This window comes from Streptomyces sirii (assembly GCF_045690365.1).
GTDB lineage: Bacteria > Actinomycetota > Actinomycetes > Streptomycetales > Streptomycetaceae > Streptomyces > Streptomyces sirii.
The window spans coordinates 8,489,790-8,515,315 of the sequence record NZ_CP147982.1 but is presented as its reverse complement, the minus strand read 5'-3'; the positions used below and the strand labels follow the sequence as shown (position 1 = coordinate 8,515,315).

Sequence of the window (25,526 nt, the reverse complement as noted above, 5' to 3'; positions counted from 1 at the left end):
CCAGCCGACTTCGAGCGACTTACCAGCGGACCACGACCGGCGTTCGATCAACTGGCCTCCCAGTCGGCACGACAGCAGGGAGAGGGCAGCACACATGGCGCCGACCCAAGGTGATCCGGATTCCGCGCGCGGCCCTCGGGTCACGGCGCCGACCGCCCCGAAGCCCGCCGCGGCCGTGCCCCGCGAGGTGTGGCGGGTGACCGCGGTGGTGATCGTCGGCGCCTTTCTGACGCAGCTCGACGGCGCCCTGGTCAACGTCGGACTCGCCACCGTCGCCGACTCACTGGACGCGCCGCTCTCGTCGGCGCAGTGGACCGTCAGCGGCTATCTGCTGGCGCTGGTCATCGGGTTGCCGCTGTGCGGCTGGGGCAGCCAGCGGCTCGGCGCGGGCCGCCTGTGGCTGTGGGCGCTCGGCGGCTTCACCGCCGCGTCGGCGCTGTGCGCCCTGGCCACCGACATCCGGCTGCTGATCGCCTTCCGGGTACTGCAGGGGCTGGCCGGAGGTCTGCTGCTGCCGGCCGGGCAGACGGTCATCGCCCAGGTCGCCGGCCGCGCGCTCATGGGGCGGGTGATGAGCACCGCGGGGATGGCGCTGGTGCTGGGGCCGGCGGCCGGGCCGACGATCGGCGGTCTGCTGATCGCCCACGCCTCCTGGCAATGGCTGTTCCTGGTGAACGTGCCGCTCGGCCTCCTGGGACTGTGGCTCGGCCGCCGCATCATCCCGCTCGGCGAACGGGCCACCGGGACCCGCTTCGACGTCCGCGGGTTCGTCCTGATCGGCGTCGGCCTGCCCGCCCTCACCTACGCGGTCAGCCTCCCCGGCCGATCCGGCGGGCCCGGCCTCGCCACGACCTACGCCCCACTGCTGCTCGGCTGCTGCGCCCTGGCGGCCTTCGTACTGCTCGGCCGGCGCACCGAGTCACCGCTGCTGCGCATCGGCCTGTTCACCAACCGCGTGTTCGCCGCCGCTGCCGCGTCGAGCTTCCTGGCCGGTGTGATCCAGTTCGGCGCCCTGGTCGTCTGGGCCCTGTACTTCCAGATGGTGCGCGGCTACGACGTGATCGGCACCGGCCTGGCGATGGTCGGTTTCGCGGCCGGCGCCGCGGTGCTGCCGCTGTCCGGCAGGCTGACCGACCGCTTCGGCGGCGGCCCGGTCTCCCTGGCCGGTGCGGTCCTGACGACCGCGACGTTCCTCCCGGCGGCGCTGCTCCCGCCGGACGCCTCCCTCCTCGTCCTGGAGGCCTGCCTGTTCTTCCTCGGTGTCGGCAACGCCCTGTCGGTCGTCCCGTCGTCCACGGCCGCCTATGTCACCGTCGACCCACCGCACCTGCCCGACGCGGTCACCCTCGTCAACATCTTCCTCCGCCTCGGCGGCGCGGTCGGTGCGTCCCTCCTGGTCGCCGTCGTCACCCACAGCGCCGGTGGCCAGACCGCTCCCGGCAGTTACCACTCGGCCTTCTGGTGCCTGATCGCGGCCTCCGTCCTGGCCATCGCCGGCGCCGCGGCCATCCTCATCGCGTCGGACCCGCGGGCGGAGGGAACCGGGAAGTAGAGACCGGGCGAACGGTGGGACAAGCCGTGACCAGACGGCCGCAGTCATCATTTGTCTGTTATATATCTTGTCGCGCGGACTGATCACCCGCACTGTCGGTTCCGGCAGTCGTTGATCACCACCGCCACGCCGGAGAACGGCTGCCCCGCGGGCAACACCGCCCGCACCACCGACCGTTCCCCCGCAGCCAAGGTCTCATGATGACTGAAACGACCGAACGTCACGCCGCCGTACGCGCCGAACTGGAACGCTTCCTGCAGACCCCGGAGTTCAGCTGTCTGGGGGCGCGCGCCGCACTGAAACGCGGCACCATCACGCATCGGCACTACCGAAGAATGGGCGAGCCGGCGTCGGCTCGGGACAACCACCGCGATCTCGTGGCGTATGTCGAGGAGGTGCGGCCCCAGCTGTCCGACCAGAGCTTTCGCACCTTCGTCGCGACGTTCGACGAACCCGGCCCGGTGGACGAACTCGCCTACGAGGGGCTGATATGGCAGCACCTCCAGCTCATGCACGACATCGACAGCCGGACGTACGGCCTGGACACGGGCGCCTCGTCCGACCCCGACCGGGCCAATTTCGGCTTTCACGCCGGCGGGCATGCGTTCTTCGTCGTGGGGATGCACCCCGGTTCGTCGCGGACCAGCCGCCGCTTCTCGGCGCCGGCGATCGCCTTCAACTCCCTGGCGCAGTTCATGCTGCTCGGCGAGAAGTTCTACTCGATGCAGGACGCGATCCGCCGACGCGAGGAGCGCCACAACGGCTCGGTCAATCCGAGCTTCACGGTCTACGAGTACGAGCAGCCCGCTCGGCATTTCTCCGGGCGGTTCACCGAGGCGGACTGGAAGTGCCCCTACGTCGCACGGCATGAACCGGCCACCGAGGACTACACCGAGGGGCTGATGCAGCACAAGCGGTGAGACGCCCCGCACCACGCCGGGCCCCGCTCACCCGCTCGCCCGGACAAGGCCTACAGCACGTCCGAAGCCGAGTCCGCCGGTCGTCGGCGTGCCGCGCGGGCGGCCGGCAGTATCGCGGCCGCCCCGGCGACCGTCACGGCCAGGGCGACGACCAGCAGCAGGAGGCTCAGGGCGGGGCGCTGGGCGATGCCGGTGCCCCAACCACTGGTGTGACCCTGGAGGTTGATCAGCCATTGGGCGGCGAGGACGCCGAGCGCCGTGCCGGCCAGTGCGGCGGCCAGTGTGACGAAGCCGGCGGCCGAGACGATGACCGCGATGATCTGACGGGGAGTCAGGCCGACGGCCCGGAGGGCGAGGAGGTCGCGACTGCGGTCGCGTACGGCGGCGCCGACCGTCGTCGCCAGTTCGACGAGCCCGATCAGGGTCACCACGGCGATCAGGCCGGCGGTCACGGCACGGACCGAGGTGAGCTGGTCGGCGGGGTTGGGCGTCTGGCGCACTTCGAGACGGCCGGCCGAGACCTCGGTCAGGGCGTGGCGTACGGCGCCGGGGTCGGCGTCGTGCGGCAGGACGAGGTGGTAGAAGTCCGGGCGGGGCGAGCCGGCTCCGGCGGGCGCCGGGGGCTCCTCGCGCAGGGTGTCGAGGGTGGTGGAGACGGTGCGGCCGCCGTCGGCGGTCTCGATGCCGCGGCCGACGAGGTGCAGGACGTGCGGGCGGCCGGCGACGGTCATCCGGACCCAGTCGCCGACGTGTGCGTCGAGGAGGTCCAGCAGGCCCTGTCCGGCGACCGCCTCGTCGGGTCCGTGCGGGGCGCGCCCCTCCGCGATGGCGTAGGGGTAGGGGCGGGCGTCCGTGCCCAGCCCGCGCAGCGTGATCGTCCCGGTCTGGCCGGGGACGAGGGCCTGGACCTCGGTGCCGGGGTAGGCGGTGACGTCCGGCTCGGTGGCGAGCAGCCGCTGCACCGCGCGGTCGTCGAGGGTGTCGGAGCGGGCGGTGAGGGCCGCGGGCAGGCCCACGCTTTCCGGGTGGGCGGTGAAACGGTCGAGCGTGGTCCAGGTGCCCAGGGCGATGGTGATCAGCAGCAGGGGCACGGCCAGGCGTGCCACGGCGGCCGTCGAGCGCAGCGGGCGGTGGAAGGCGCCGCGCCAGCCGAGGACCAGGGCGGGCGGGATGCCGAGGCCGAGCGCCCGCCGGGTCGTGGCGGAGGGCCGGCCGGCGGTGGGCGCGGCGGCGCGGGCGACGGGCAGCGGCGGTACCCGTCCGGCCCGCCAGGCGGCCAGGCAGGTCGCGGAGCCGATGAAGGCCATCACCCCGCCGACGATCGCCAGGGGCAGCCAGGCGTGCTCGGGGAGCTGCTCCCACAGGGTCATCGCCTCCCCGATCCGGCCGGGGACGAGGGCACCGAGCGTCTGGGCGAGCAGCGCTCCGAGAGCCGTGCCCAGCAGGGCGAGACCGAGGTGGAGCGCGAGGAACATGCGGACGACCTGGCCGGGGGTGAAGCCGATGGCCTTGAGGACGGAGATGTCCCGCAGGTGTCCGTGGATGCGGTTGGTGATCGCGCCGCCCACGGCGAGGGCGGCGGCGAGCAGGGCGCCGAGACCGAAGAGGCCGAGGAGCCGGGCCAGGAGGTTGTTGTCTCCGGCGGCCTCGGCCTTGGCCTGGCGCCAGGTGGAGACGTCGGTGATCTGGTCGGCGCCGAGCTGGGTGACCGCCCGCTGGACGACGTAGTCGGTGTCCTCGGTGTGGGTGAGCTGGAGGCCGATGGTGCGGCCGCGCTGGTCGCGGGCCGCGTCGGAGGCGGTGAGGGTCCCGGGCAGCACCCAGGCCACACCCGGGGTCTCGCCCGCGTGGAAGGGGGCCTCGGCGGTGTCGGCGATGCCGACCACCCTCAGGGGTGCCTTGAAGCCGCTCAGGGCGAGGGAGTCGCCCGGCTCCGCCCACATCGCGCGGGCCACCGAGCTGTCGAGCACGATGCCCTGGGTGGCGCCCGCGTCGGCGCCCTCGTCGAGCCAGCGGCCGGCGACGGTCTGGGGGGCCGCGGTGGTGGGGCGCTGGGCCGTGCCGCGCAGCTCCAGGGTCGCCTTGGTGCCGCCGGGCTGGAGGCTGGCGGTGGTGCGGACGGTGGGGAAGGGGCCGGAGGTGGCCCGTACCTCGTCCAGCGTGGCGAGTGATCCGGCGGGGGCGTCGGCCTGGGTGTGGATCCAGACGTGGGCGCCGGCGGACTGGGTGAAGACGCGCTGCCAGGGGTCGGTGGCGTAGGCGAAGAGGGCGCTGGCCAGCAGGAGGGAGATGGTGATCCCGGCGGTGGCCAGCACGATCAGCACGGCCGCCGGGCGGTGTGCTCTGAGGTGCGCCTGGGTCCAGCGTGCCGCTGCTCGCACGGATCAGCCCTTGAGCTTCAGTACGTCGGCCACGCCGGCGGCGGGGCGGTCGTGGGGCTCGCCGAGGTGTGCGTCGTCGACGACCTGGCCGTCGTGGAAGCTGATCACCCGGTCCGCGGCGCTGGCGATCCTGGCGTCATGGGTGACCAGCAGGATCGTCTGGCCGCGCTGGTGGAAGCGGGCGAGCAGCCGCAGCACCTCGCGGGTGCCCCTGCTGTCGAGGCTGCCGGCGGGTTCGTCGGCGAGCAGCAGGCTGGGCGTGTTGACCAGGGCGCGGGCCAGGGCGACGCGCTGCTGTTCACCGCCGGACAGCTCACTGGGTGTGCAGTTCTCCTTACCCGTCAGGCCCAGCTCGTCGAGCAGCTCGGCACGGGCCGTACGGGCCTGCCGCGGGGACCGGCCGGCCAGCAGCGCGGGGAGTTCGACGTTGTCGGTGACGGTGAGGTTGGAGACGAGGTTGAAGAACTGGAAGACGATGCCGAGGTGCTTGCGGCGCAGCACCGCCCAGCGGGCCTCGCTGTAGGCGTCGACCTGGCGGCCGCCGAGCCAGAGGGAGCCGCTGTCGGGGCGGTCGAGGCCGCCGAGGAGGTGCAGCAGGGTGGACTTGCCGGCTCCCGAGGGGCCGGTGACGGCGACGAATTCGCCCCGTTCGATACGGAGGTCGACACCGCGCACCGCGTGGACGGGGGCGGCGCCTTCCGACCGGTGGGTCTTGACCAGGCCGGCTGCCCGCAATATCGGGCCGGATGGCTCGTCCCGGTTCATTCCAACTCCTCTTGGCAGCGCTCCAGCCAGTCGAGATCCGCCTGCAGATGCAGCATCGCGCCCTCGATCAGCAGCTGTGCGACGCGGTTGCCCCGGTCCTCGACGGCCGCGAGTTTCGACAGGTCGCGCATGGTGTTGAGGTAATGGCGTCGCTGCTTGTTGATCAGGGCGATCTGGTTTGCGGTCCCGGTGTGGCGGGCCAGGGCGAGCTTCATGAAGAACTCGTCCCGTACCCGTGGTTCGGCGGTGGTCTCCTCGAACCACGCGTCCACCGTCTCCCGTCCCGCCTCGGTGATCCGGTAGATGCGCTTGTTCGGACGGTCGGACTGCTCGACGTCCTCGCCCTCGATCAGGCCCGCCTTCTCCAGCCTGCCGAGGGTGACGTAGATCTGGCCGACATTTGGCTGAGGGTAAGCGGCGCCGAGGAGGTTCTCAAGGCCCTGTTTCAGTTCGTAGCCGTGTGCGGGTCCGCTGACCAGCAGTGCCAGGAGTGGCAGCCGCACGCTCTCTCCCTCTCCTCCCCGCCCTACATGCCGGTTATCTGGGCCTGTCCGACTGTGAGCCGGATCGCCGTCGTATCTTCCTGCGACATCTAGTATCCCGCATGGCTAACAGGTATACATGGGGCGGGCTGTCGGTCCTGTGTCCCGTCGACGCCTGGTTCAAGGAGGAGCCCATGCGGTGGAAGCGTGCCGCGGGGAGGGCTCTGCTGATTTTCTCGCTGCTGCTCACGGGCAGTGCGGGTGCGCAGGCCGGGGAACCGGCCGGCGGCTCGGACGGCCGGGGCCCGGTCACGCTGGTGACCGGCGGTGACCTCACGGGCTATCTGCGGGGCGTCCTCAACGGCTGGAACGAGCAGCATCCGCGCGAGAAGGTGACGCTGGTCGAGCTGCCGGACGCGGCCGACGAGGTCCGGGCGCAGATGGTCACCGAGCTGCGCTCGCGCAGCGCCCGCTTCGATGTGCTGAACATCGACGTGGCGTGGACGTCGGAGTTCGCCGCCGCGGGCTGGATCAAGCCGGTCGACGGCGGCCAGTTCCCGCTTGATCGCTTCCTGCCGCCGGTGGTCGACACCGCCACCTTCCGTGGCCGGCTCTACGCGGTCCCGTACGTGACCAACGCGGCGCTGCTCTACTACCGCAAGGACGTCCTGGCGAAGGCGGGCGCGCACCCGCCGCGCACCTGGGCGGAGTTGGCCCATCTGGCGAAGACGGTCGCGCCCAAGTACGGGCTGGACGGCTACGCGGGCCAGTTCCTGCCGTACGAAGGGCTGACCGCCAATGTCGTCGAGGCCGTCCAGTCGGCGGGCGGCACGGTGCTCGCCGGGGAGGGCGAGCGGGTGACGGTGGACTCCCCCGCGGCCCGGCGGGGCCTGTCCTTCCTGCTCGACGGGGTGCGCGAGGGGTGGATCCCCCAGCGTGCGCTGTCGTACAAGGAGGAGGAGTCCCGCGAGGCCTTCCAGGACGGCCGGCTGTTGTTCCTGCGGAACTGGCCGTACGCGTACGCGCTCGCCGGCGGCCCGTCCTCGAAGGTGGCGGGCAAGTTCGGCGCGGTGCCGCTGCCGGGCCCCGACGGCCCGGGGTCCAGTGCGCTGGGCGGTTCCAACCTGGCCGTCAACACGCAGTCGCGGCACCAGAAGACGGCCACCGAGCTGATCTCGTATCTGACGTCCGAGGCGGTGCAGCGCCGGGTGCTCACCGAGGGTGCGCTGCCGCCGGTCTGGGCCGGGCTGTATACAGATCCCCAGTTGGTACGGCGGTTTCCGTACCTGCCCACGCTCGAGCGGAGCATCCTTGCGGCCAGGCCGCGTCTGAAGAGCCCGCAGTACGACCAGGTGAGCCTCGCGGTGCAGGCCGTGATGCATGACGCGCTGGTCCACCGGCGGAGCACGGACGCCACCGTCGCGCGTCTGGTGCCCGAGCTGAGGGCGATCGTCAGCCGCGGCTGACCCCGTCTCATTCGGTCGCGAGGGCGACCCTTCTCTAGTTACTTGTTAGGTACAGCCTCGCGCTGCCGCGCCTCTCGCGACTGCACAAGTCACCGCAAACTAGGACACTTAACGAGCATATTCGTCCGCTCCGTTGACACCCAAATAACATCCCTACTTAACATGCATGCATAACAGCGACCAGCAGGTCGCACGGCACGCCCCTGCAAGAACGGGATCACGGCAGATGCTCATAGCCACGGCGGACAGCGGCCAGCCGGCCGACTCCGCGCCCTCTCTCCCCCTCCCCGGCCCGGGCGCCCCCGCGCTCGCTCCCGCCACCGAGGACGCGTCCCGGAGCACGGCTCAGCGCTGGTGGCGCGACGCGGTGATCTACCAGGTCTACGTCCGCAGCTTCCTCGACAGCACCGGCGACGGCATCGGCGATCTCGACGGCGTCCGCACGGGGCTGCCGTACCTCAAGAAGCTGGGGGTGGACGGCATCTGGCTCAGCCCCTTCTACCCCTCCCCGCAGCACGACCACGGCTACGACGTCGCCGACTACCGCCAGGTGGACCCCGTCTACGGCGACCTCGCCGCCTTCGACCTCCTGGTGGCCGACGCCCACCGGCTCGGCCTGAAGGTGCTCCTGGACATCGTCCCCAACCACTGCTCCAGCGAGCACCCGTGGTTCCGCGCCGCCCTGGAGGACCGGCCGGGCAGCCCCGCACGCGAGCTGTTCCACTTCGCCGACGGGCGCGGTGAGAACGGGGAGCTGCCCCCCAACAACTGGCGGGCGATGTTCGGCGGCCCCGCCTGGTCCCGCGTCACCGAGGCGGGCGGCACCGCCGGCCAGTGGTACCTGCACATGTTCACGCCCGAGCAGCCGGATCTGAACTGGCGCAACCCCGCCGTGGGCGCCGACTTCGAGAAGGTGCTGCGTTTCTGGCTGGATCGCGGCGTCGACGGGTTCCGGATCGACGTGGCCGCCGGCCTGTTCAAGCACCCCGAGCTGCCCGACTCCCCCGACCCGTCGGCCGACGAGCGAACCCGCGACTCGGTCAATCCGCTGGCCTGGAACCAGCCCGAGGTGCACCAGGTGTGGCGCGAGTGGCGCGCGCTGTGCGAGGAGTACACCGCCCGCGACGGCCGCGACCGACTGCTGGTCGGCGAGGTCTCCGTACGGACGCCGAGCGAGCAGGCCGCCTACGTCCGGCCCGACGAGCTGCACCAGGCGTTCTTCTTCCACCTGCTGACCGCGCGCTGGGACATCGACACCTTCCGCACGGTGATCTCCGAGGCGCTGACCGACATCGCCGCCACCGGCTCCACCGTCACCTGGGTGCTCAACAACCACGACCAGGTCCGCACCGTCACCCGCTACGCGGCCGGGCCCGACGGCGGGACCGGAGCCACCGCCGGTACGGAGCCCGCGGACGGGTGGGGACCGGCGCGGGCCCGCGCCGCCGCCCTGCTGATGCTGGCGCTGCCCGGCGCGGCGTACATCTACCAGGGCGAGGAACTCGGTCTGCCGGAGGTCGTCGACCTGCCGGACGAGGTCCTCACCGACCCGATCTTCCACCGCACGGGCAGCCGGCAGCACGTCCGCGACGGCTGCCGGGTGCCGCTGCCCTGGTCCGGGCAGGCCTCCCCGTTCGGCTTCACCGCCACCGCCGACGCGGCACCGACCTGGCTGCCGCAGCCCGCGTGGTTCGCCGAACACACCACGGACCGGGCGCTGTCCGACACCCGGTCGTTCTGGCACCTGTACCGCGAAGCGCTCCAGCTGCGCCGCAGCCTGCCGCAGCTCGGCGAGGGCACCCTGCGCTGGCTGCCCTCGTCGCCGCTGGTCCTGGCGTTCGTCCGCGGCGACGGCCTGGTCTGCGCGGTCAACTTCGGCACCGAGCCGGTGCCGGCGCCCGTACCGGGCCTCCCCCTGCTGGCCAGCGGCGACTGCCCGCCGGGAACGCTCCCCGGCTCCACCGCCGCCTGGTGGATGCACACCCCCGACCCCCGATAACGCCACCCCTCCAAGCCCCGCCCCGCTGGCCCCGCCAGTCCCCCGCCCCGTCCTCGCAAGTCCTCCCGAAGGGAATCCCACGATGAGACGCTCCGCAGTACGACACACCCGAGTCGCCCTTTCCGGCGCGGCCGTACTCGGCCTGGCCCTGTCCGCCACGGCATGCGGCGGCGACGTCTCCGCCGGAGGCGGCAAGAAGGAACTCAACGGCCAGACGGTGACCGTCGCCGGGGTCTGGACCGGCGTGGAACAGCGCAACTTCAAGCAGGTCCTGGACGCCTTCTCCGAGAAGACCGGCGCCAAGGTCGTCTTCTCCTCCACCGGCGACAACGTCTCCACCGTCGTCGGCAGCCAGATCGAGGGCGGCAACGCGCCCGACGTGGTGATGGTCCCCCAGGTCGGTGTGCTCCAGCAGTTCGCCAGGAAGGGCTGGCTGGCCCCGCTCTCCCCGGAGATCTCCGCCGCCGCCAAGACCAACTTCGCGAAGGTGTGGAAGGACTACGGCACGGTCGACAAGACCTACTACGGCCTGTACTTCAAGGCCTCGCACAAGTCGACCGTCTGGTACAGCCCGGAGGCCTTCCAGCAGGCCGGGGTCGAGCCCGCCAAGACGTACAAGGAGTTGCTGGCGTCGGGCCGCACCCTCTCCGACTCGGGTGTCCCGGCCTTCTCCGTGGCGGGCGAGGCCGGCTGGCCGCTCACCGACTGGTTCGAGAACGTCTACCTCTCCCAGGCCGGTCAGGAGAACTACGACAAGCTCGCCGCCCACAAGATCCCCTGGACGCACCCCACCGTGGTCAAGGCGCTGACCACTCTGGGCAAGCTGTTCGGGGACAAGAACCTGGTGGCAGGCGGCGGATCGGGCGCGCTGCGCACCGACTTCCCCGAGTCCGTCCAGCAGGTCTTCGGCCCGGAGCCGAAGGCGGGCATGGTCTACGAGGGAGACTTCGTCAGCGCCCTGGTCACCGACGAGCTGCACAAGCAGGTCGGCAAGGACGCCAAGTTCTTCCCCTTCCCCTCCGTCGACGGCGGCAAGGCGCCGGTGGTCAGCGGTGGTGACGCCGCGGTGGTGCTCAAGACCGGGAAGAACAAGAAGGCCGGGATGGAGCTGGTGAAGTACCTGGCCTCCCCCGAAGCGGCGAGCGTCTGGGCCAAGGCCGGCGGCTATATCTCCCCCAACAAGAAGGTGCCCGCGAGCGCCTACCACGACGAGGTCACCCGCGATGCGGCCAAGTCGCTGACCGACGCCGGGAACTCGGTGCGGTTCGACATGTCCGACCAGGCGCCCGCGGCCTTCGGCGGCACCCAGGGAGCCGGCGAGTGGAAGCTGCTGCAGGACTTCCTGCGTGACCCCTCCGACCCCAAGGGGACGGCCGACAAGCTTGAGGCCGCCGCGGCCAAGGCGTACGGAAAGTAAGGAACAGGGCCCCTTCCATGCCTGTCACCACACCGGAGGTGCCGCGCGCCACGACGCGCGGCACCCCGCCCCTCCCGCCGGGCGGCACCCACCGCCGGGCCGACACCGCCCGGCGCGTCGTCCGGCGCCGCCGCCGGATCGCCGCGGTGTTCCTGTTCCCCGCACTGTTGCTGCTGGGCGCCCTCGTGGCCTATCCCATCGTCTTCTCGGTCATCCGCAGCCTGTACGACGCCTCGGGCGACACGTTCGTCGGCGCCGGCAACTACACCCAGATGTTCCAGGACCCGGCCACGCTCCGGGCCATCCGCAACAGCGCGATCTGGGTGGTCTTCGCCCCCGCGCTGCTGACCGGACTCGGCCTGGTGCTCGCCGTGCTGACCGAGAAGATCCGCTGGAAGACCGCGTTCAAGCTGCTGATGTTCATGCCCATGGCGATCTCCTTCCTCGCCGCCGGCATCATCTTCCGCCTCGCCTACGAGCAGGATCCGCAGCGCGGCGTCCTCAACGCGGTCACCGTCGGCATCCACGACAGCGTCCAGGGCGAGTCCGCCTCCTTCCCCACCGCCAAGACGCGCATCGGGGACAAGCAGTTGACCCACGGCCGTGACGGCTCCTACCGCACGGCCGACCGCACCTCCCCCGGACACACCGTCAACCTCGGCCTGGTCGGCGTGGCGCCCAAGGACATGCCGCCGCAGGCACGCCCCGCCGCACCGGCCGCCGACGCCCCGGTGGCGGAAGGCGAACTGCGCGGTGTGGTCTACCTCGACTTCACCCCCGGCGGTGGCGGCACACCCGGCACCGTCGACCGCGGCGAGCGCGGACTGCCGCGGCTCTCGGTCGAGGCGGTCGACTCCCACGGCAAGGTGACGGCCACGGCCACCACCGGACCGGACGGCTCCTACCGGCTGAAGGGCCTGTCCTCGGGTTCCTACACCGTCCAGCTCCCCGCGAAGGACTTCGCCCCGCCCTACGAGGGCGTCTCCTGGCTCGGCCCGGCCCTGATCACGCCCGCCATCATCGGCGCCTACATGTGGATCTGGACCGGCTTCGCGCTCGTCCTGATCGGCGCGGGACTCTCGTCGATGCCCCGGGACGTCCTGGAGGCCGCGCGGATGGACGGCGCGAACGAGTGGCAGGTGTTCCGCAGGATCACCGTGCCGCTGCTCGGCCCCGTCCTGGGCGTGGTGTTCGTGACGATGGTGATCAATGTGATGAAGGTCTTCGACCTCGTCTACATCATCGCCCCCGGCCCCGTACAGCAGGACGCCAACGTCCTGGCCCTGCAGATGTGGCTGGTCTCCTTCGGCGGCGGCAACAACCAGGGCCTGGGCAGCGCCCTCGGTGTCCTGCTGCTGCTCCTGGTGGTGCCGGCCATGGCCCTCAACATCCGACGCTTCCGCAGGAGCCAGTCTTGACGTCCTCGCCGGGTTCGCACGCAAGGAGAATTCGATGACCACCGTCCAGCGAACCGCCGCGCCCCGCAAGCGGGCGGCCGCGCGGCCGGCGAAGTGGCTCAGCCGCGGCGCGGTCCAGATCTTCCTGGCCGTCGTCGGGCTGGTCTGGCTCACTCCGGCCGCGGGCCTCTTCCTCTCCTCGCTCCGTACGGAGGAGGCGAACGCGAGCAGCGGGTGGTGGACCGCGCTGACCGCGCCCGGCCAGATGTCGTTCGACAACTACGCGGCGCTGCTGAAGGACTCGGGCATCGTCCAGGCCTTCTGGAACACCGTGTTGATCTCGGTGCCCACCACCCTGGCCGTGGTGGTGTTCGCCGCGCTGGCCGGATACGCCTTCGCCTGGATGGAGTTCCCCGGCCGGGACTGGATCTTCCTGGTGGTGGTCGCCATGCTCGTGGTGCCGGTCCAGATCGGACTGCTGCCGGTGGCCAAGCTGTTCGGCGCGCTCGGCCTGTTCGGCTCCATCCCGGGTGTGATCCTCTTCCACACCGCGTACGGTCTGCCGTTCGCCATCTTCCTGTTGCGCAACTACTTCGCGGAGATCCCCAAGGAGATGCTGGAGGCCGCCCGCATGGACGGCGGCGGGGAGTGGCGGATCTTCTCCCAGCTGGTGCTGCCGCTGGGCCGGCCCGCCATCGCCAGCCTGGCCATCTTCCAGTTCCTGTGGGTCTGGAACGACATGCTGGTCGCGCTGCTGTTCGCCGACAACTCCTCGCAGCCGCTGACGGTGGCCCTGCAGTCGCAGATGCGGCAGTTCGGCAGCAACATCGGCGTGCTGGCGCCCGGTGCGTTCCTGTCCCTGATCGTGCCGCTGATCGTGTTCTTCGCGTTCCAACGGCACTTCGTCCAGGGGATCATGGCGGGCTCGGTCAAGTAGCCCGCCCCCGGGGCGCAAGGAGGGGATGGGCGAGGCGGCGCCGGGGTTCTCGGCGCCGCCTCGCCCATGCCGTCTTCCTACTTGCCGGGGTCCGGCAGGGGAACCGCCTGGCCCGTCACCCGTATCCGGGCGTCGTCGGGGTGCAGGTCGACGAAGAGGTCGCTGGGGCGGCCCATGTCCTCGCCCTGCCGGATGTGGATCCGCAGGGGCTCGGTGACCAGGCCCAGCGTGCGCAGATAGCCGCCGAAGGCCGCCGCGGCGGCGCCGGTCGCCGGGTCTTCCACGACGCCCCCGACGGGGAAGGGGTCGCGGGCGTGGAAGTCGAGGCGGTCGGGGGCCGCACGGTGCACAAGGTGCACGGTGGTCCAGCCGTGCCGCCGCATGATCTCGTGCAGGGCGTCGAAGTCGTAGTCGAGCGCGGCCAGTCGTGCCCGGCCGGCGACCGCCAGTACGAGGTGCTCGTTGCCGCCGAAGGCGACGTGCGGCGGGAGGTCGGCGTCCAGGTCGTCCCGGCTCCAGCGCAGGGCCCGCAGCACCGGTTCGACCTCGGTGTCCTCGGCCGGGCGGGAGTGCGCCGGAACGCTGGTGAGCGTGGCGCGGACCGGCCCGTCGCCGTCGGCGGTGGTCCCCACCCTGATCTCGCCCGCGGGCGTGTCGAAGAGCAGCTCGCCGGTCCCCGTCCGGGAGGCGAGGGCGACCGCGGTGGCGATCGTGGCGTGCCCGCAGAAGACGACCTCGGCGCGGGGGCTGAAGTACCGCAGCCGGTAGCGGCGGGCGACGGGGTCGGACGCGGTGACGAACGCGGTCTCGGAGTATCCGACCCGGGCGGCGATGGCGAGCATCTGCGCGTCGTCGAGGTCCTCGGCGTCGAGCGCCACGCCGGCCGGGTTGCCGCCCGCGGGGTCCGCGGTGAAGGCCGAGTAGCGCAGTACGTCGAGGGCGGGCGCCGAAGCGGTGGAGGACTGCTGTGTGCTGGTCATGCACTCACCCTGGCACCGTGCGTCCATCGCGTCCAACGATGGTTTTCGTTCACCTCCATCGAGTATCACGATAGTGTGCGCCGATGGACACCAGACTCCTGCGGACCTTCGTGACGCTCGCCAGAACGGGCGGCTTCACGGCCGCGGCCCGCGCACTGCATCTGGCGCAGTCCACGGTCACCGTCCAGATCCGCACGCTGGAGCGGGAGCTGGGGACGCCGCTGTTCGACAGGCTGCCCTCGGGGACGGTGCCGACCCGTGCCGGGGCGCGACTGCTGGAGGCGGCCGAGGAGGTGCTCGACGCGGTGGCCCGGCTCCGCGCGACGGCCTCGGCCGGGCAAGGCGACCCGGAGGGCGGGACGGTCGAGGGCGAGGTGGCCGTGGGGGCGGGTGATTCGCTGTGCTCCTCACGGCTGCCCGCGGTGATCGCCGCGTTGCGGCGCGACCACCCCGGTCTCGATGTCCATCTTCACTCCGTCGGCACGGCCGCGGCGGTGGACGGTCTGCGCACCGGTCGGCTCGACCTCGCGCTCCTCCTGGAGCCGGAGGTCGCCGAGAGCGATCTGCTGGCCCGCCGGGTCGCGAGCGAGCCGCTGGCGTACGTGGTGGCACCGGACCACCGGCTCGCCGACCGGGCCGCCGACTGGGAGGAGTTGGCCGGTGAGAGCTTCTTCGTGCACGAGGAGGGCTGCTCCTACAGCGATCGGCTCGTCCGGACATTGCTGGGTATATCCGAAGCCCGTCCCCGGATCACCCGGTTCGGCAGCATCGACGCCGCCCGGTCGTGCGTCGAGGCCGGACTCGGTCTGACCCTGCTCCCCCGGGTGACGGTCGAACGGCATCTGTCGGAGGGCCGGCTGTCCGCGGTGGACGGCCCGGAGGCTCGGCCGGTCCCCGTCCAGCTGGTCCGGCACCGCAGGCGCTGGGTCTCGCCGGGCGCCCGGGTCGTGGCGGAGGAGCTGACGCGGACCTTCGCCGGGGGCTCCGACGCGGCGTCGCACGGGGCCTGACCGGACGCCGGCATCGGGCTCCGGCGCGGCGTCGGGGATCCGGATAGCGGACACCAGACGACTCCCCTGTGATATCCGCCATACCTGTGGGCGGCATCAACTAAGCCGGTTAGTAATTGATCTGCTGGCGACATAGGGGACTTGTCCGTCTTGATAGCGGAATACCTCATGCGGGGCAGGACGATATGAGTTCACCCTGAAGCGGTCCCCCGCCCATTCGCCACACAAGGCATTCTGACGGGGCACCAGCAATTCCCGGACGATGTGGATCAGGGCCTGCATGCCGATACCTCCATGACAAGGGCCGAGGCGATCTACTATTCGCTTTAGTACTTTGCTTTCTTGTCTTGCCCGGCAGCGGTCCGAAGAATGACGACCCGACGGCATCTCCGCAGCTCAGAAGCGGGGACTAGGCGGAGCAAGCCGCACTCAAAGGCGCTCCGCGATTACCGAGCGAGGTCAGGGATGAGCAAGCACCGCAAGACGAGGCACCGCCGGAAGATAGTCATCGCCGCTCTCGCCGTCGGCGCCGTGGGTGTGCCCTCCGTCGCCATGGCGTGCTTCGGTGATCAGGGGGACGAGCGCGTCCGGTCCCATGACCGCGGGCAGCACGGGTCCCACCAGCGCTGGCAGCACGAGTCCCCTGACGGCCGGCAGCACGATCGGTCCCAGCACCACCGGTCGCGGCACGGCGAAGGGCACGCGAAGCCGACCGCGAAGGCCACCGAGACCCCCACCGCGACGCCCACCAAGGCCCCCTCCAAGGCGCCGACCGCGACGCCCACCAAGACCGCCACCAAGGTACCCACCAAGGCCCCCGCCCCGGCGCCGAGCGCCACGAGGACCGCCGCTCCGGCATCCTCCTCGGCCACCGCCCGCGTGGTGGAACTCGTCAACATCGAGCGCAGCAAGGTCGGGTGCTCGCCGCTGAAGGTGAATGCGCAGCTGACCAAGGCCGCTCAGGATCACAGCAAGGACATGGCGGCGCATCGGAACATGTCCCACACGGGATCCGACGGATCTTCTCCGGAGGACCGTATCCAGCGTGCCGGCTACAACTGGAGCACGTACGGCGAGAATGTCGCCTACGGATACTCCACACCGGAGAGCGTGATGAAGGGCTGGATGTCCAGCCCCGGCCACAAGCGCAACATCCTGGACTGCTCGTTCAAGGAGATCGGCGTCGGTCTGGCCCAGCCCGGCTATTACTGGACGCAGGACTTCGGAACGGCCGGATAACCGCGAGAAGTCGAAGCAGCCGAATATCCGCGGTACTTCGAAAACGGCTATGAGGTCCCCGGCGGGAATTTCCGTCGGGGACCTCAGCGCTGTCCGACCGCCGACGCCTTGCCGTCGCGGGCGATCAGCAGATGGCGCGGACCGCGCAGCACGGGGCTGCGCCGGTACGGCGGCGGGTCCTCGATCAGCCGGGGGTCGTCGAGGTGCCGGATGAGTTCGGTGAGGGCGATCTGGGCCTCCAGACGGGCGAGCGGTGCGCCGAAGCAGCTGTGGATGCCGCTGCCGAACCCCAGGTGCTGGTTGTCCTCGCGCGCCGGGTCGAAGCGGTCGGCGTCGCGGAACCGCAGCGGGTCGCGGTTGCCGGAGGCGAGCACCAGGACGAGCGGAACGCCCTTGGGGATGGTGACGCCCGCGACCTCGATGTCGGCCAGCGGGGTGCGCTGCGGCAGCATCTGGACCGGCGGCTCGTAGCGCAGCAGCTCCTCGACCGCCGGCGGCATCAGCGCGGGTTCACGGCGCAGGCGGGCCAGCTGGTCGGGGTGGCGCAGCAGGGTCAGCACGCCGTTGGTGATCAGGTTGACGGTCGTCTCGTGGCCCGCGATGAGCAGCAGGACCGAGGTGGTCATGATCTCCAGCGGTGTGAGCTGCTGGTCGGCGCATTCGCCGGCGCCGTTGACGAACGCGGAGAGCATGTCGTCGGACGGCTGGTCGCGGCGCTGCTCGGCGAGCCCGCCCAGATACAGCCCCATCGCCTTGCGGGCCTCCAGGGCGGCGTGCTCCCGTTCCGCGGGATCCTCGCCGGGAGTGGGGTCGAAGCCGGCGACGATGACGTCCGACCACTGCCGGAACTGCGGCTCGTCCTCGGTCGGTACGCCCAGCAGCCGGCAGATGACGGTGACGGGGAGCGGGTAGGCGAAGTCGTCCACCACGTCGATCCGGTCCTTGTCCCCGACGCCGGCGAGCAGTTCCTTGACGATCCGGGCCATCTCCCCGTGCATGGCGTCGATCCGCCCCGGGGTGTGCGGGGGGCCGAAGGGTCGCATCGCCAGGCCGCGCAGCCGGTGGTGGGCGGGGTCGTCGAGCCCGATGAAGGACGGCGGAAGCTGCTCCCCGGCTCCCGTCCCGGCGCCCTCCGGCGTGGTGCGTTTGCGGCGGTCGGAACTGATCCGCGGGTCGTGGAGCAGCGCCGTGATCTCGTGGTACGTGCCGACCAGGTAGCTGCCGTCCTCCTGGCGCACCACCCCCGCCTCGCGCAGCTCGGCGTAGAGCGGATAGGGGTCGGCCCGGCCGGCGTAGTCGGTGATCCGGTGGAACAGGGTGTCCGAGGCCATGGGCGGGGGCTCCTCATCGCTCTGCGTCGCTAGGGAGTGGCGGGTCTCAGCGGGCCGGGCGCACCAGGGTCAGGCGCCGGTCCGGCAGATGACCGGTGAGGGCGACGGTCGGACCGTGCGAGAGCACTTTCGGGTCCGGTACGTCGGAGGGGGCCGGCGCCATGCGGCCGACCTGGTCGGGGGAACCCGGCCCGGGCGGGAACGGCGCCGCCGTCTCGATCATGCGCTCGTAGTGCTCCAGGGACTTGGCCTGGTTCACGCTCACCGCGGCGGTGACGCGCCCCCGGTAGCCGTAGACGGCGACCAGCCGGGCTTCCTGGAGCGACCCCTGGGCGATGACCACCTGGTCGGAGAAGGTGGGGACGCCGACCGACTTGATGTTGAGGCCGAACTGGCTGGACCAGAAGGCCGGGACGGACAGATGCGGGCGTCTGCGGGGCCCGGGGTTGACCATGTTGTGGGCGGCGACCTCGACCTGCGCGACCGCGTTGCCCCAGTGCTCCAGGGACAGCAGCTGATACTCGAAGAGCGGGTGCGGGAACCTGGCCACATCGCCGGCGGCGAAGACGTCGTCGGTGACGATCCCGTACATGTCGAAGGCGCGGCACCCCGCGTCGCAGGTCACCCCTCGTGGGCCCGCGGCGAGTCCCGACTCCGCCAGCCACTCGGTGTTGCGGACCGCGCCCAGGGCGACCACGGCGACATCGGCTTCGACCCGTGTGCCGTCGGAGAACCGTGCGCCGGTGAGGCGCCCGTTGCCTTCCAGGGAGGTGACCGTCACTCCGCAGCGCAGATCGACGCCGTGGGCGCGCTGCAACCTCGCGGCGAGCGCACCGAGCGTGCCGCCGAGCGCGCCGACCAGTGGCGCCGGCCCCCGCTCGGCGACCGTCACCTCCAGGCCGCGTTCCCGGCAGGCGGAGGCGATCTCCGAGCCGGTGAAGCCGGCGCCGATGACCAGGACCCGGCGCGGCCCGGCTGCCAGTCGCTCGGCGAGCCGGCCGGCCTCGTCGCTGGTGCGCAGGGTGAACACACCGTCCAGGGCGGCCTCGGCCGGGTCCGGCCAGGGGCGGGCCCGGGTTCCGGTGGCGATCAGCAGCCGGTCGAAGGGCACCCCGGCACCGTCGGCGAGCAGCACCCGCTTCCCGTACGGGTCGACGCCGGTGGCCCGCACGCCCAGTCGCCACTCCGCGTCGATCTCCCGGCGCCGCGGCAGGCCGGTGCGGTCGGCCGGCACCCTGCCGAGCAGCACCTGCTTGGACAACGGTGGCCTGTCGTAGGGGGGTTGCGGCTCCTCCCCGATCAGGGTCAGCGAACCGCCGAAGCCTTCCGAGCGCAGCGTCTCGGCGGCTCGCAGTCCGGTGAGCGACGCGCCGACGACGACGATCCGGCCGTCGCGGAGTTCACCCTGCACCGGTGCCCGCCTCCTCGCCGACGAGGATGGCCTGCACGGGGCACGCCGCCGCGGCCCGGTGTACCCGTTCGAGCTGGTCCTCCGGGATGACCGGGGTGTACATCAGGGCCTCCTCGCCGTGCATCGCGAACACCGCGGGGGCGAGGAACGCGCACTGCGCGTAGCCCTGACAGCGATTGAGGTCGACGACGACGTTCATCCCGAGCATCCACTCCTCCCGCGGCCACACCTGTCCCACCACCTCCGTCCTACTGCCGATCCCCGTGGGGGGGCAGGCGGTGCCGGGCCGTCGGAGTGGTGACTCACGGTGGCGGAGTGGCTGTCATGGGCATGTCCCTCCGCCCGTGCGGCAGCCGCTGAGAGACGCCCCGACCAGAAGAAACAAGACCTGACCCCCCTTCCGCTTCTCGCGCCCACTGAGCACCCTTTTGCCACGAAGGCGGAAGATCGGAACGCCCGCCGCCACCCCCGAACACCCGAGAAGTGAGTCGCACCATGGACGCTGAACACACCGCCCACCCCTTAGCGGCCGAAGGAACCTCGGCCACCGACTGGTACGTGGACGACCGCTGCAACAACTGCGACGTCGCCAGGCAGCTCGCGCCGACGCTGATCGGCGAGGTCGACGGACGGTCCCGGATCCTGCGTCAGCCGCGCGACGAGGCGGAGGAACGCCAACTGCACGCCGCCGCGTTCGCCTGCCACTCCCGCTCCATCCGCCACCCCGCCCGACGGCTGGACACCTCGCTGGACCCGTTCCCACAGCCCCTCGACGACACCGACGACACGGTGCACCTGTGCGGCCACAACTCGCCGCAGACCGCCGCGGCCAACTCCTACCTGGTACGGCGTCCTTCCGGGACCCAGATGATGGTCGACACCCCGCGCTGGAGCGAGGAACTGGCCTCGCGGTACGAGGCTCTCGGCCCCGTCACCGATGTCCTGCTCACCCACCAGGACCACGCCGCGCACGGCCGCCGGTACGCCGACCGCTTCGGCGCCCGGCTGTGGATCCACGAAGGCGACCTCGCGGCGGCTCCCGACGCCGACCGCGTACTGCGCGGCACCGACACCGCCGAGATCGCCGACGGCGTCCTCGCCCATCCGCTCCCGGGCCACACCAGGGGAAGCGTGCTCTACGTCGTCGACGAGCGGTACTGCTTCAGCGGAGACAGCTTCTACTGGTCCCGGTCGACCGGCGACATCGAGGTGGCGGACAGCGTCACCTGGTACTCCATCGAAGAGCTGGCGGCGTCCCTGGCCCGTACGGTCGACCGGCTCCGCTTCGAGTGGCTGCTGCCCGGCCACGGCGACCGCAAGCGGCTGCACGCCGCCCGAATGGACCGCAGAATGCGGCAGTTGGCGGCTCGGGTCGGCGAACTGGAGCCGCGGCCGATCGACTTCACCGCGGTGCGCTGGTGAGCGCCGGCAGGCGGGGCTTCGGAGCGGCGGTTCACCGCACCGAGGCGGCCGGTGGGCGCTCGCGTACGGCGCCGTAGGCGAGGAAGTAGGCCGGTACCCGGTTCAGCCACCGCGAGGTGGTGACCAGCTCGGCCATCCGCTTCGCCCGCCGGGGGTTGCCGAACGGCGCTTCCCCGGCCAGCACCGGCCCGATGACGCGGGTGTGGGCGAGCCGCTGCAGGGACTGGGTCAGGGCGGTGGTCGGCCACCGGCGGCGCTGGACGGCCCGTACGTCGCGCAGACCGACACGGCCCGCACTCAGCGGCCCGACGAGGTGCCGGGCGGCGGCCACCGCGTCCTCGACGGCGAGGTTGATGCCGATGCCGAAGACCGGCGACATCGCATGCGCGGCGTCGCCGATGCACAGCAGCCCCGGGCGGTGCCACCGCCGCAGCCGGTCGAGCCGTACGTCGAGCAGCTTCACCTCGTCCCAGGACCGAAGCGCCAGGACCCGGTCGGCCAGCCATGGGGCGGCGGTGGTGAAGTTGGCCATGAACGGTGCGAGGCCGGCGGCGCGGCGCTCGGCGTCGGTGCCCTTGGGGATCAGCGCGGCGCACTGCCAGTAGTCACCGCGGTCGATCATGGCGGCGAGCAGTCGGTCGCCGACACCGCCCACGAGTCCGTGCGGGTCGCCCGCGCGCCGCGGCAGCCGGAACCACCAGGCGTCCATCGGGCAGGCGAAGCTGTGCAGTCCGAGCTCGGGCAGCAGACGGGCCAGCGAGCCCCGTCCGTCACAGGCGACCGTGAGCGTGGCCCTCAGCTCGCCGGTACGGCCGTCGGACGTGCGGTAGCGCACCCCGGCGACCCGGCCGCGATCGACCAGGAAGCCGGTCGCCTCGGTGCTCATCCGTACCGAGAAGGACGGCTCGCGCCGGGCCTCGTCCGCCAGGAGGTCGAGGAGGTCCCACTGCGGCACCATCGCGATGTAGTTGAACCTGCCGCGCAGCGCGCCGATGTCGCCGACGGTGACCAGCGCACGGTCCCGCCCGAGCGGCAGCTGAACCGTCTTCACCCGCCGCTGCGGCAGACGGGCGAACCGCTCGCTCAGCCCCAGCTCGTCCAGCAGCGCCAGGGTGGAGGGGTGGACGGTGTCGCCGCGGAAGTCGCGCAGGAAGTCCCCGTGCTTCTCCAGGACCGTGACCGCCACCCCCGCCCGGGCCAGCAGCAGGCCGAGCACCATCCCGGCGGGGCCGCCGCCCACCACGCAGCAGGTGGTCCGCTCCATCGCAACCGCTCCTCTCCGGTGGCCGCCCGGCATCCGCCGCACCGGCGCCCCTGCGGGCACCGGCACTCAGCGACATATACCCGCATACCAGGACGCCATCGCGAATCCGCTTTCGCGACCCGGCGGGAGCTGCGGCGGGCCGGCTCGCCGGAGGGCTTCGTCACCAGGTGTGCGCGACGTCCACGATCAGCTGGTGACCGGACTGCTGGACCCGGAACGGCAGCTTGGCGCGCACACCGAGGCCGACCTGGGTCTGTCCCTCGAAGCTCGCCCCGAACCGGGTGTCCTTGAACGTCCGGTAGCCGGTGAGGTCCACGCCCGGCAGCGGCTTGCCGGCCTCCGCGGCATAGCTCTGCTTCCCGGTCGACGGGTCGTAGCTCGGCGCGGAAACATAGACCTGAAGGATGGCGCCGCCGCCGACCGGGATCCGCTGGCCGGAGCCGTCCTGATGGAACGCGTCGACGTAACCGACGTGGTAGCCGACCTTGCCGGCCGCGCCGCCGATGTCGAAGACCATCCGGTCGTAGCACGCGTGCCGGCCGGTCCTGACGCCCTTCAGCGGCTCGGCGTTGGCGCCGGTGGCCGACTTGACGCCGCTGCCCCAGCCGGTCGCGCAGGTCGTGGCCGGGGCGGTCGTGCCGACCGGCCCGGTCGCGGCGCCGGCCGCCCCGGCCGTGCCCAGCACCCCGGCGCCCGCCAGCACGAACACCGCGGCCGCGGTCCCCAACCGTCGCATGACATACCTCCAGAAGAATTTCGGTACGGAGAAATCCGGTGCAGCGCATTCGATACACCGGTAACGATGCGTGCGGGAGGACGACTCATGGGGCCACCGCGTTCCGCCTGTGCTCGCTTTCGGCCAGCGAGGGGCCGAAGTTGTCGCGAAAACGGGCGCCGTGGTCACCGCACGCCGTGGGGCCGGAACTGCACGCTGATCCGCGGCCCCGCCGCCCGGGTGCTCTTGGGTATCGCGTGCTCCCAGGTCCGCTGGCAGGAGCCGCCCATCACGATGAGATCGCCGTGCCCGAGGGGCTTGCGCACCGAGCCGCCACCGCGACGCGGACGCAGCAGGAGGTCGCGCGGCGCGCCCACGGACAGGATGGCGACCATGGTGTCCGTATGCCGGCTGCGGCCCGTCCGATCGCCGTGCCAGGCCACGCTGTCGTGGCCGTCGCGGTAGTAGCAGAGGCCGGCCGTGGTGAAGGGTTCGCCGAGTTCGGCGGCGTAGTGGGTGGAGAGCACGTCCCTGGCCTCGTCCAGGACGGGGTGCGGCAGGGTGTCGTCGGCCTGGTAGAAGGCGAGCAGCCGCGGTACGTCCACCACGTGCTCGTACATCTGCCGGCGCTCGGCCTGCCAGGGCACCTCGGTGGCGAGCCGCAGGAACAGGGCGTCCGCCCCGTTCAGCCACCCGGGCAGCAGATCGATCCAGGCCCCGTCGCCGAGCTCGGTCCGGCGCAGCCCGTGCAGCGGGCCGAGGCGGATGTCGTCGGTCTGGTCGAAGAGCGAGCCCTGAAGATGCGTGCCCATGCTGCCAGCGTACCCAGATAATCGAATGAATGTTCTGTGGTGCGTTCTGTAGCGGCCCCGGTCGTCGGGTCCGGGCATCCGGCCGTGCCGCTTCGGCGCCGGAAGCGCGCGGAGCCGCCGCCACGCCCGGTGGCGCGAATTGCGATCATGGAGCGAGCAACCGTGGAGCCTCACCGAGGGCTCCCCCGCGCGTGAAGGAAGTAGATCTCCGATGCCGGCAATTCCCGCCGATCCGACCGTGGTTCACCCGATGCCCGAGCAGCCCCGGGTCGTGCTGCTCAGGCCGCTGCTGACCTCGCCGCTGATCGAGGTCGGGGAGTTCACCTACTACGACGATCCGAACGACCCGACCGCTTTCGAGACCCGCAACGTGCTGTACCACTACGGGCCGGAGAGGCTGGTCATCGGGAAGTTCTGCGCGTTCGCCGAGGGCGTGCGGTTCATCATGAACGGCGCCAACCACCGCATGGACGGCCCCTCGACGTTCCCCTTCCCGATCCTCGGCGGCTCCTGGGCCGAGCACATCGATCTGATCGCCGGCCTGCCCGGCCGCGGTGACACCGTGGTCGGCAACGACGTCTGGCTCGGAAACGGGACCACGGTGATGCCCGGTGTACGCATCGGCCATGGAGCGATCACCGCCACCGGCTCCGTCGTCGTCGACGACGTGCCGGACTACGGCATCGTCGGCGGCAATCCCGCACGGCTCATCCGCCGCCGCTACGGCGACGAGGACATCGCGCGCCTACTGGCCCTCGCCTGGTGGGACTGGCCCCTCGAGCACCTCACCGAGCACCTCCGCACGATCATGTCCGGCAGCATCGACGACCTCGAGGCCGCGGCCCCGGTCCCGCGGTAACCCCCCGGGACGGTCTCACCGGTCCCGTCCGGCCGCCCCCGCCACCGCCTTCTCGTCGGCGGTCGACAGGCGGAAGTACAGCCAGGGCAGGGCGAGTTCGATGACCGTCAGAACGAGCTGGAACCACTGCGGCCGACCGTGGACGGCGAGGGACAGCAGCCGGCCGGCTCCGCCGAGCAGGAGGATGCCGGCCAGCCACCGCACCGCCGTCGACGGGACCGGCGACTGCCGGGCCGCCCAGATCCAGGCGAGGCCGTACCCGAGGAAGACCGCCCCGTAGAAGCGCTCCCGGCTGTCGACGGTCGCGCCGGCCGAGCCCTCGCCCGGTACCGAGCCGATCCCGAGAGCGAGGTGGACGGCGCCGATCGCCACACAGGCGATCCCCATGACCAGCACCAGCCACTTGAGAAGCCTGACCATGATCCGACCACCCCTTCGCCTAGTAGACAGCTGCCTACTAACGGCGAAAGTAGGGACCTTAGTAGACACATGTCAAGCAAGTAGGCTGTGCGGCGTGACCACGCGCCGCAGACTCGATCCCGCCGAGCGCCGCGACCAGCTGCTCGACGTCGGAGCGCGGCTCTTCGCGGCGAAGCCGTACGACGAGGTCCTCATGGAGGACATCGCCGAGAGCGCCGGTATCTCCCGCGCGCTCCTCTACCGCTACTTCCCCAACAAGCGCGATCTGTTCGCCGCCATCTACCGACAGGCCGCGGACCGGCTGCTGGCCGCGACCCACCTCGATCCGTCCGGGCCCGTGGCCGAGCAGCTGGCCGCCGGACTCGACGCGCACATCGACTACTTCGTCGCGCACCGCAACACCGTGCTCGCGGCAAACCGGGTGCTCGCCGGCGACCCCGTGATCCAGGCCGTCATCACCGACGAACTGGCCGTGCTGCGGCAGCGCCTGCTCGATACCACCGCCCTCCAAGACGGCCCCGGTGACCTGGTGTCGGCGGCGCTGATGAGCTGGTTGGTGTTCGTCCGCGCCCTCTGCGTGGACTGGCTGACGCATCAGACGTTCTCCCGCACCGAGCTGCGCGAGATGTGTGTCGGTGCTCTGCTGGGGGCGCTCGAACCGGTCATGGACCTCGGTCCGCTCCTGGCCGGGCGCCGGGGCGCGGACACCGGCGCCGGCCACGAGACCCGCGCCGGCGGCTGAACTCC

The 25,526-nt window shown here is 71.5% G+C and carries 23 protein-coding genes; 12 read left to right on the top strand and 11 right to left on the bottom strand.

The window, feature by feature from the left end; genetic code table 11:
* Positions 1-94 precede the first annotated feature (94 nt).
* Together WAB15_RS37910 and gntA are read left to right on the top strand one after the other, a co-directional pair.
* Complete coding sequence (locus tag WAB15_RS37910) at positions 95-1,552, top strand: DHA2 family efflux MFS transporter permease subunit (RefSeq protein WP_407289099.1); 1,458 nt, start codon at positions 95-97, stop codon at positions 1,550-1,552.
* 197 nt (positions 1,553-1,749) lie between these two features.
* Positions 1,750-2,472 (top strand): guanitoxin biosynthesis heme-dependent pre-guanitoxin N-hydroxylase GntA, encoded by a 723-nt coding sequence (gene gntA / locus WAB15_RS37905; RefSeq protein WP_407289098.1) that lies wholly within the window; start codon positions 1,750-1,752, stop codon positions 2,470-2,472.
* 50 nt (positions 2,473-2,522) lie between these two features.
* Here gntA and WAB15_RS37900 read toward each other — a convergent pair whose 3' ends face one another.
* From WAB15_RS37900 to WAB15_RS37890, 3 genes are read right to left on the bottom strand one after another with little or no spacing between them, the layout of a single operon-like run.
* Positions 2,523-4,853 (bottom strand): FtsX-like permease family protein, encoded by a 2,331-nt coding sequence (locus WAB15_RS37900; protein ID WP_407289097.1) that lies wholly within the window; start codon positions 4,851-4,853, stop codon positions 2,523-2,525.
* 3 nt (positions 4,854-4,856) lie between these two features.
* On the bottom strand, positions 4,857-5,618 hold the full coding sequence (locus WAB15_RS37895; protein WP_407289096.1) for an ABC transporter ATP-binding protein: 762 nt from the start codon (positions 5,616-5,618) through the stop codon (positions 4,857-4,859).
* Positions 5,615-6,121, bottom strand: coding sequence for a PadR family transcriptional regulator (locus WAB15_RS37890; RefSeq protein ID WP_399148478.1), 507 nt, complete (start codon positions 6,119-6,121; stop codon positions 5,615-5,617). The genes WAB15_RS37895 and WAB15_RS37890 overlap by 4 nt, the downstream gene beginning before the upstream one ends.
* Positions 6,122-6,294: 173 nt before the next feature.
* On the opposite strand from WAB15_RS37890, the gene WAB15_RS37885 reads away from it, so the two are divergent.
* The 5 genes from WAB15_RS37885 to WAB15_RS37865 all read left to right on the top strand — a co-directional run bounded on the left by WAB15_RS37885 (position 6,295) and on the right by WAB15_RS37865 (position 13,316).
* Entirely contained in the window at positions 6,295-7,566 is a 1,272-nt protein-coding gene (locus WAB15_RS37885) for an ABC transporter substrate-binding protein (RefSeq protein WP_407289361.1), read from the top strand.
* Positions 7,567-7,792: 226 nt separating this feature from the next.
* Positions 7,793-9,565: a glycoside hydrolase family 13 protein gene (locus tag WAB15_RS37880; protein ID WP_407289360.1), complete on the top strand. Its 1,773-nt coding sequence runs from the start codon at positions 7,793-7,795 to the stop codon at positions 9,563-9,565.
* An 82-nt stretch (positions 9,566-9,647) separates the two neighbouring features.
* Positions 9,648-10,982: an ABC transporter substrate-binding protein gene (locus tag WAB15_RS37875; protein WP_407289095.1), complete on the top strand. Its 1,335-nt coding sequence runs from the start codon at positions 9,648-9,650 to the stop codon at positions 10,980-10,982.
* Between the two features lie 17 nt (positions 10,983-10,999).
* Positions 11,000-12,400, top strand: coding sequence for an ABC transporter permease subunit (locus WAB15_RS37870; protein ID WP_407289094.1), 1,401 nt, complete (start codon positions 11,000-11,002; stop codon positions 12,398-12,400).
* Between the two features lie 34 nt (positions 12,401-12,434).
* The gene (locus tag WAB15_RS37865) at positions 12,435-13,316 is read left to right on the top strand and encodes a carbohydrate ABC transporter permease (protein WP_399148475.1); all 882 of its coding nucleotides are present in this window, start codon (positions 12,435-12,437) and stop codon (positions 13,314-13,316) included.
* 77 nt (positions 13,317-13,393) lie between these two features.
* On the opposite strand, the gene WAB15_RS37860 is transcribed toward WAB15_RS37865, so the two are convergent.
* Entirely contained in the window at positions 13,394-14,296 is a 903-nt protein-coding gene (locus tag WAB15_RS37860; RefSeq protein ID WP_407289093.1) for a PhzF family phenazine biosynthesis isomerase, read from the bottom strand.
* 83 nt (positions 14,297-14,379) lie between these two features.
* Between WAB15_RS37860 and WAB15_RS37855 the strand changes: the two genes are divergently transcribed.
* A complete protein-coding gene (locus WAB15_RS37855) occupies positions 14,380-15,306 on the top strand; it encodes a LysR family transcriptional regulator (RefSeq protein WP_407289092.1) in 927 nt (308 codons plus the stop codon).
* 465 nt (positions 15,307-15,771) lie between these two features.
* On the top strand, positions 15,772-16,545 hold the full coding sequence (locus WAB15_RS37850) for a CAP domain-containing protein (protein ID WP_407289091.1): 774 nt from the start codon (positions 15,772-15,774) through the stop codon (positions 16,543-16,545).
* Between the two features lie 83 nt (positions 16,546-16,628).
* Here the strand turns inward: WAB15_RS37850 and WAB15_RS37845 are convergent, their stop codons facing one another.
* Genes WAB15_RS37845 through WAB15_RS37835 form a run of 3 tightly spaced genes read right to left on the bottom strand, consistent with a single transcriptional unit; the run spans position 16,629 to position 19,486 of the window.
* The gene (locus WAB15_RS37845; protein ID WP_407289090.1) at positions 16,629-17,876 is read right to left on the bottom strand and encodes a cytochrome P450; all 1,248 of its coding nucleotides are present in this window, start codon (positions 17,874-17,876) and stop codon (positions 16,629-16,631) included.
* A 46-nt stretch (positions 17,877-17,922) separates the two neighbouring features.
* Positions 17,923-19,287, bottom strand: a complete 1,365-nt coding sequence (locus WAB15_RS37840) for an NAD(P)/FAD-dependent oxidoreductase (protein ID WP_407289089.1) — start codon at positions 19,285-19,287, stop codon at positions 17,923-17,925.
* On the bottom strand, positions 19,277-19,486 hold the full coding sequence (locus WAB15_RS37835) for a ferredoxin (RefSeq protein ID WP_399148575.1): 210 nt from the start codon (positions 19,484-19,486) through the stop codon (positions 19,277-19,279). Before WAB15_RS37835 ends, WAB15_RS37840 begins: the two co-directional genes overlap by 11 nt.
* A 296-nt stretch (positions 19,487-19,782) precedes the next feature.
* Here WAB15_RS37835 and WAB15_RS37830 point away from each other — a divergent pair, with 296 nt between their 5' ends.
* A complete protein-coding gene (locus WAB15_RS37830) occupies positions 19,783-20,709 on the top strand; it encodes an MBL fold metallo-hydrolase (RefSeq protein ID WP_407289088.1) in 927 nt (308 codons plus the stop codon).
* A 31-nt stretch (positions 20,710-20,740) separates the two neighbouring features.
* On the opposite strand, the gene WAB15_RS37825 is transcribed toward WAB15_RS37830, so the two are convergent.
* The 3 genes from WAB15_RS37825 to WAB15_RS37815 form a co-directional block, all read right to left on the bottom strand.
* Positions 20,741-21,973, bottom strand: coding sequence for an FAD-dependent oxidoreductase (locus WAB15_RS37825; protein ID WP_407289087.1), 1,233 nt, complete (start codon positions 21,971-21,973; stop codon positions 20,741-20,743).
* A gap of 160 nt (positions 21,974-22,133) precedes the next feature.
* Positions 22,134-22,709, bottom strand: coding sequence for a hypothetical protein (locus WAB15_RS37820; RefSeq protein ID WP_407289086.1), 576 nt, complete (start codon positions 22,707-22,709; stop codon positions 22,134-22,136).
* Between the two features lie 164 nt (positions 22,710-22,873).
* Positions 22,874-23,500 (bottom strand): alpha-ketoglutarate-dependent dioxygenase AlkB, encoded by a 627-nt coding sequence (locus tag WAB15_RS37815; RefSeq protein WP_399148466.1) that lies wholly within the window; start codon positions 23,498-23,500, stop codon positions 22,874-22,876.
* A 211-nt stretch (positions 23,501-23,711) separates the two neighbouring features.
* On the opposite strand from WAB15_RS37815, the gene WAB15_RS37810 reads away from it, so the two are divergent.
* Complete coding sequence (locus WAB15_RS37810) at positions 23,712-24,359, top strand: CatB-related O-acetyltransferase (protein WP_407289085.1); 648 nt, start codon at positions 23,712-23,714, stop codon at positions 24,357-24,359.
* 15 nt (positions 24,360-24,374) lie between these two features.
* On the opposite strand, the gene WAB15_RS37805 is transcribed toward WAB15_RS37810, so the two are convergent.
* The gene (locus WAB15_RS37805) at positions 24,375-24,779 is read right to left on the bottom strand and encodes a DUF4345 domain-containing protein (RefSeq protein WP_407289084.1); all 405 of its coding nucleotides are present in this window, start codon (positions 24,777-24,779) and stop codon (positions 24,375-24,377) included.
* A 94-nt stretch (positions 24,780-24,873) separates the two neighbouring features.
* Here WAB15_RS37805 and WAB15_RS37800 point away from each other — a divergent pair, with 94 nt between their 5' ends.
* Positions 24,874-25,521: a TetR/AcrR family transcriptional regulator gene (locus WAB15_RS37800; RefSeq protein WP_407289083.1), complete on the top strand. Its 648-nt coding sequence runs from the start codon at positions 24,874-24,876 to the stop codon at positions 25,519-25,521.
* Positions 25,522-25,526 lie beyond the last annotated feature (5 nt).

Coding starts and splice junctions, on each gene's coding strand:
- WAB15_RS37910 (WP_407289099.1), top strand. CDS start 95: ATGGCGCCGACCCAAGGTGATCCGGATTCCGCGCGCGGCCCTCGGGTC.
- gntA (WP_407289098.1), top strand. CDS start 1,750: ATGATGACTGAAACGACCGAACGTCACGCCGCCGTACGCGCCGAACTG.
- WAB15_RS37895 (WP_407289096.1), bottom strand. CDS start 5,618: ATGAACCGGGACGAGCCATCCGGCCCGATATTGCGGGCAGCCGGCCTG.
- WAB15_RS37885 (WP_407289361.1), top strand. CDS start 6,295: ATGCGGTGGAAGCGTGCCGCGGGGAGGGCTCTGCTGATTTTCTCGCTG.
- WAB15_RS37880 (WP_407289360.1), top strand. CDS start 7,793: ATGCTCATAGCCACGGCGGACAGCGGCCAGCCGGCCGACTCCGCGCCC.
- WAB15_RS37875 (WP_407289095.1), top strand. CDS start 9,648: ATGAGACGCTCCGCAGTACGACACACCCGAGTCGCCCTTTCCGGCGCG.
- WAB15_RS37870 (WP_407289094.1), top strand. CDS start 11,000: ATGCCTGTCACCACACCGGAGGTGCCGCGCGCCACGACGCGCGGCACC.
- WAB15_RS37865 (WP_399148475.1), top strand. CDS start 12,435: ATGACCACCGTCCAGCGAACCGCCGCGCCCCGCAAGCGGGCGGCCGCG.
- WAB15_RS37860 (WP_407289093.1), bottom strand. CDS start 14,296: ATGACCAGCACACAGCAGTCCTCCACCGCTTCGGCGCCCGCCCTCGAC.
- WAB15_RS37855 (WP_407289092.1), top strand. CDS start 14,380: ATGGACACCAGACTCCTGCGGACCTTCGTGACGCTCGCCAGAACGGGC.
- WAB15_RS37850 (WP_407289091.1), top strand. CDS start 15,772: ATGAGCAAGCACCGCAAGACGAGGCACCGCCGGAAGATAGTCATCGCC.
- WAB15_RS37845 (WP_407289090.1), bottom strand. CDS start 17,876: ATGGCCTCGGACACCCTGTTCCACCGGATCACCGACTACGCCGGCCGG.
- WAB15_RS37835 (WP_399148575.1), bottom strand. CDS start 19,486: ATGAACGTCGTCGTCGACCTCAATCGCTGTCAGGGCTACGCGCAGTGC.
- WAB15_RS37830 (WP_407289088.1), top strand. CDS start 19,783: ATGGACGCTGAACACACCGCCCACCCCTTAGCGGCCGAAGGAACCTCG.
- WAB15_RS37825 (WP_407289087.1), bottom strand. CDS start 21,973: ATGGAGCGGACCACCTGCTGCGTGGTGGGCGGCGGCCCCGCCGGGATG.
- WAB15_RS37820 (WP_407289086.1), bottom strand. CDS start 22,709: ATGCGACGGTTGGGGACCGCGGCCGCGGTGTTCGTGCTGGCGGGCGCC.
- WAB15_RS37815 (WP_399148466.1), bottom strand. CDS start 23,500: ATGGGCACGCATCTTCAGGGCTCGCTCTTCGACCAGACCGACGACATC.
- WAB15_RS37810 (WP_407289085.1), top strand. CDS start 23,712: ATGCCGGCAATTCCCGCCGATCCGACCGTGGTTCACCCGATGCCCGAG.
- WAB15_RS37805 (WP_407289084.1), bottom strand. CDS start 24,779: ATGGTCAGGCTTCTCAAGTGGCTGGTGCTGGTCATGGGGATCGCCTGT.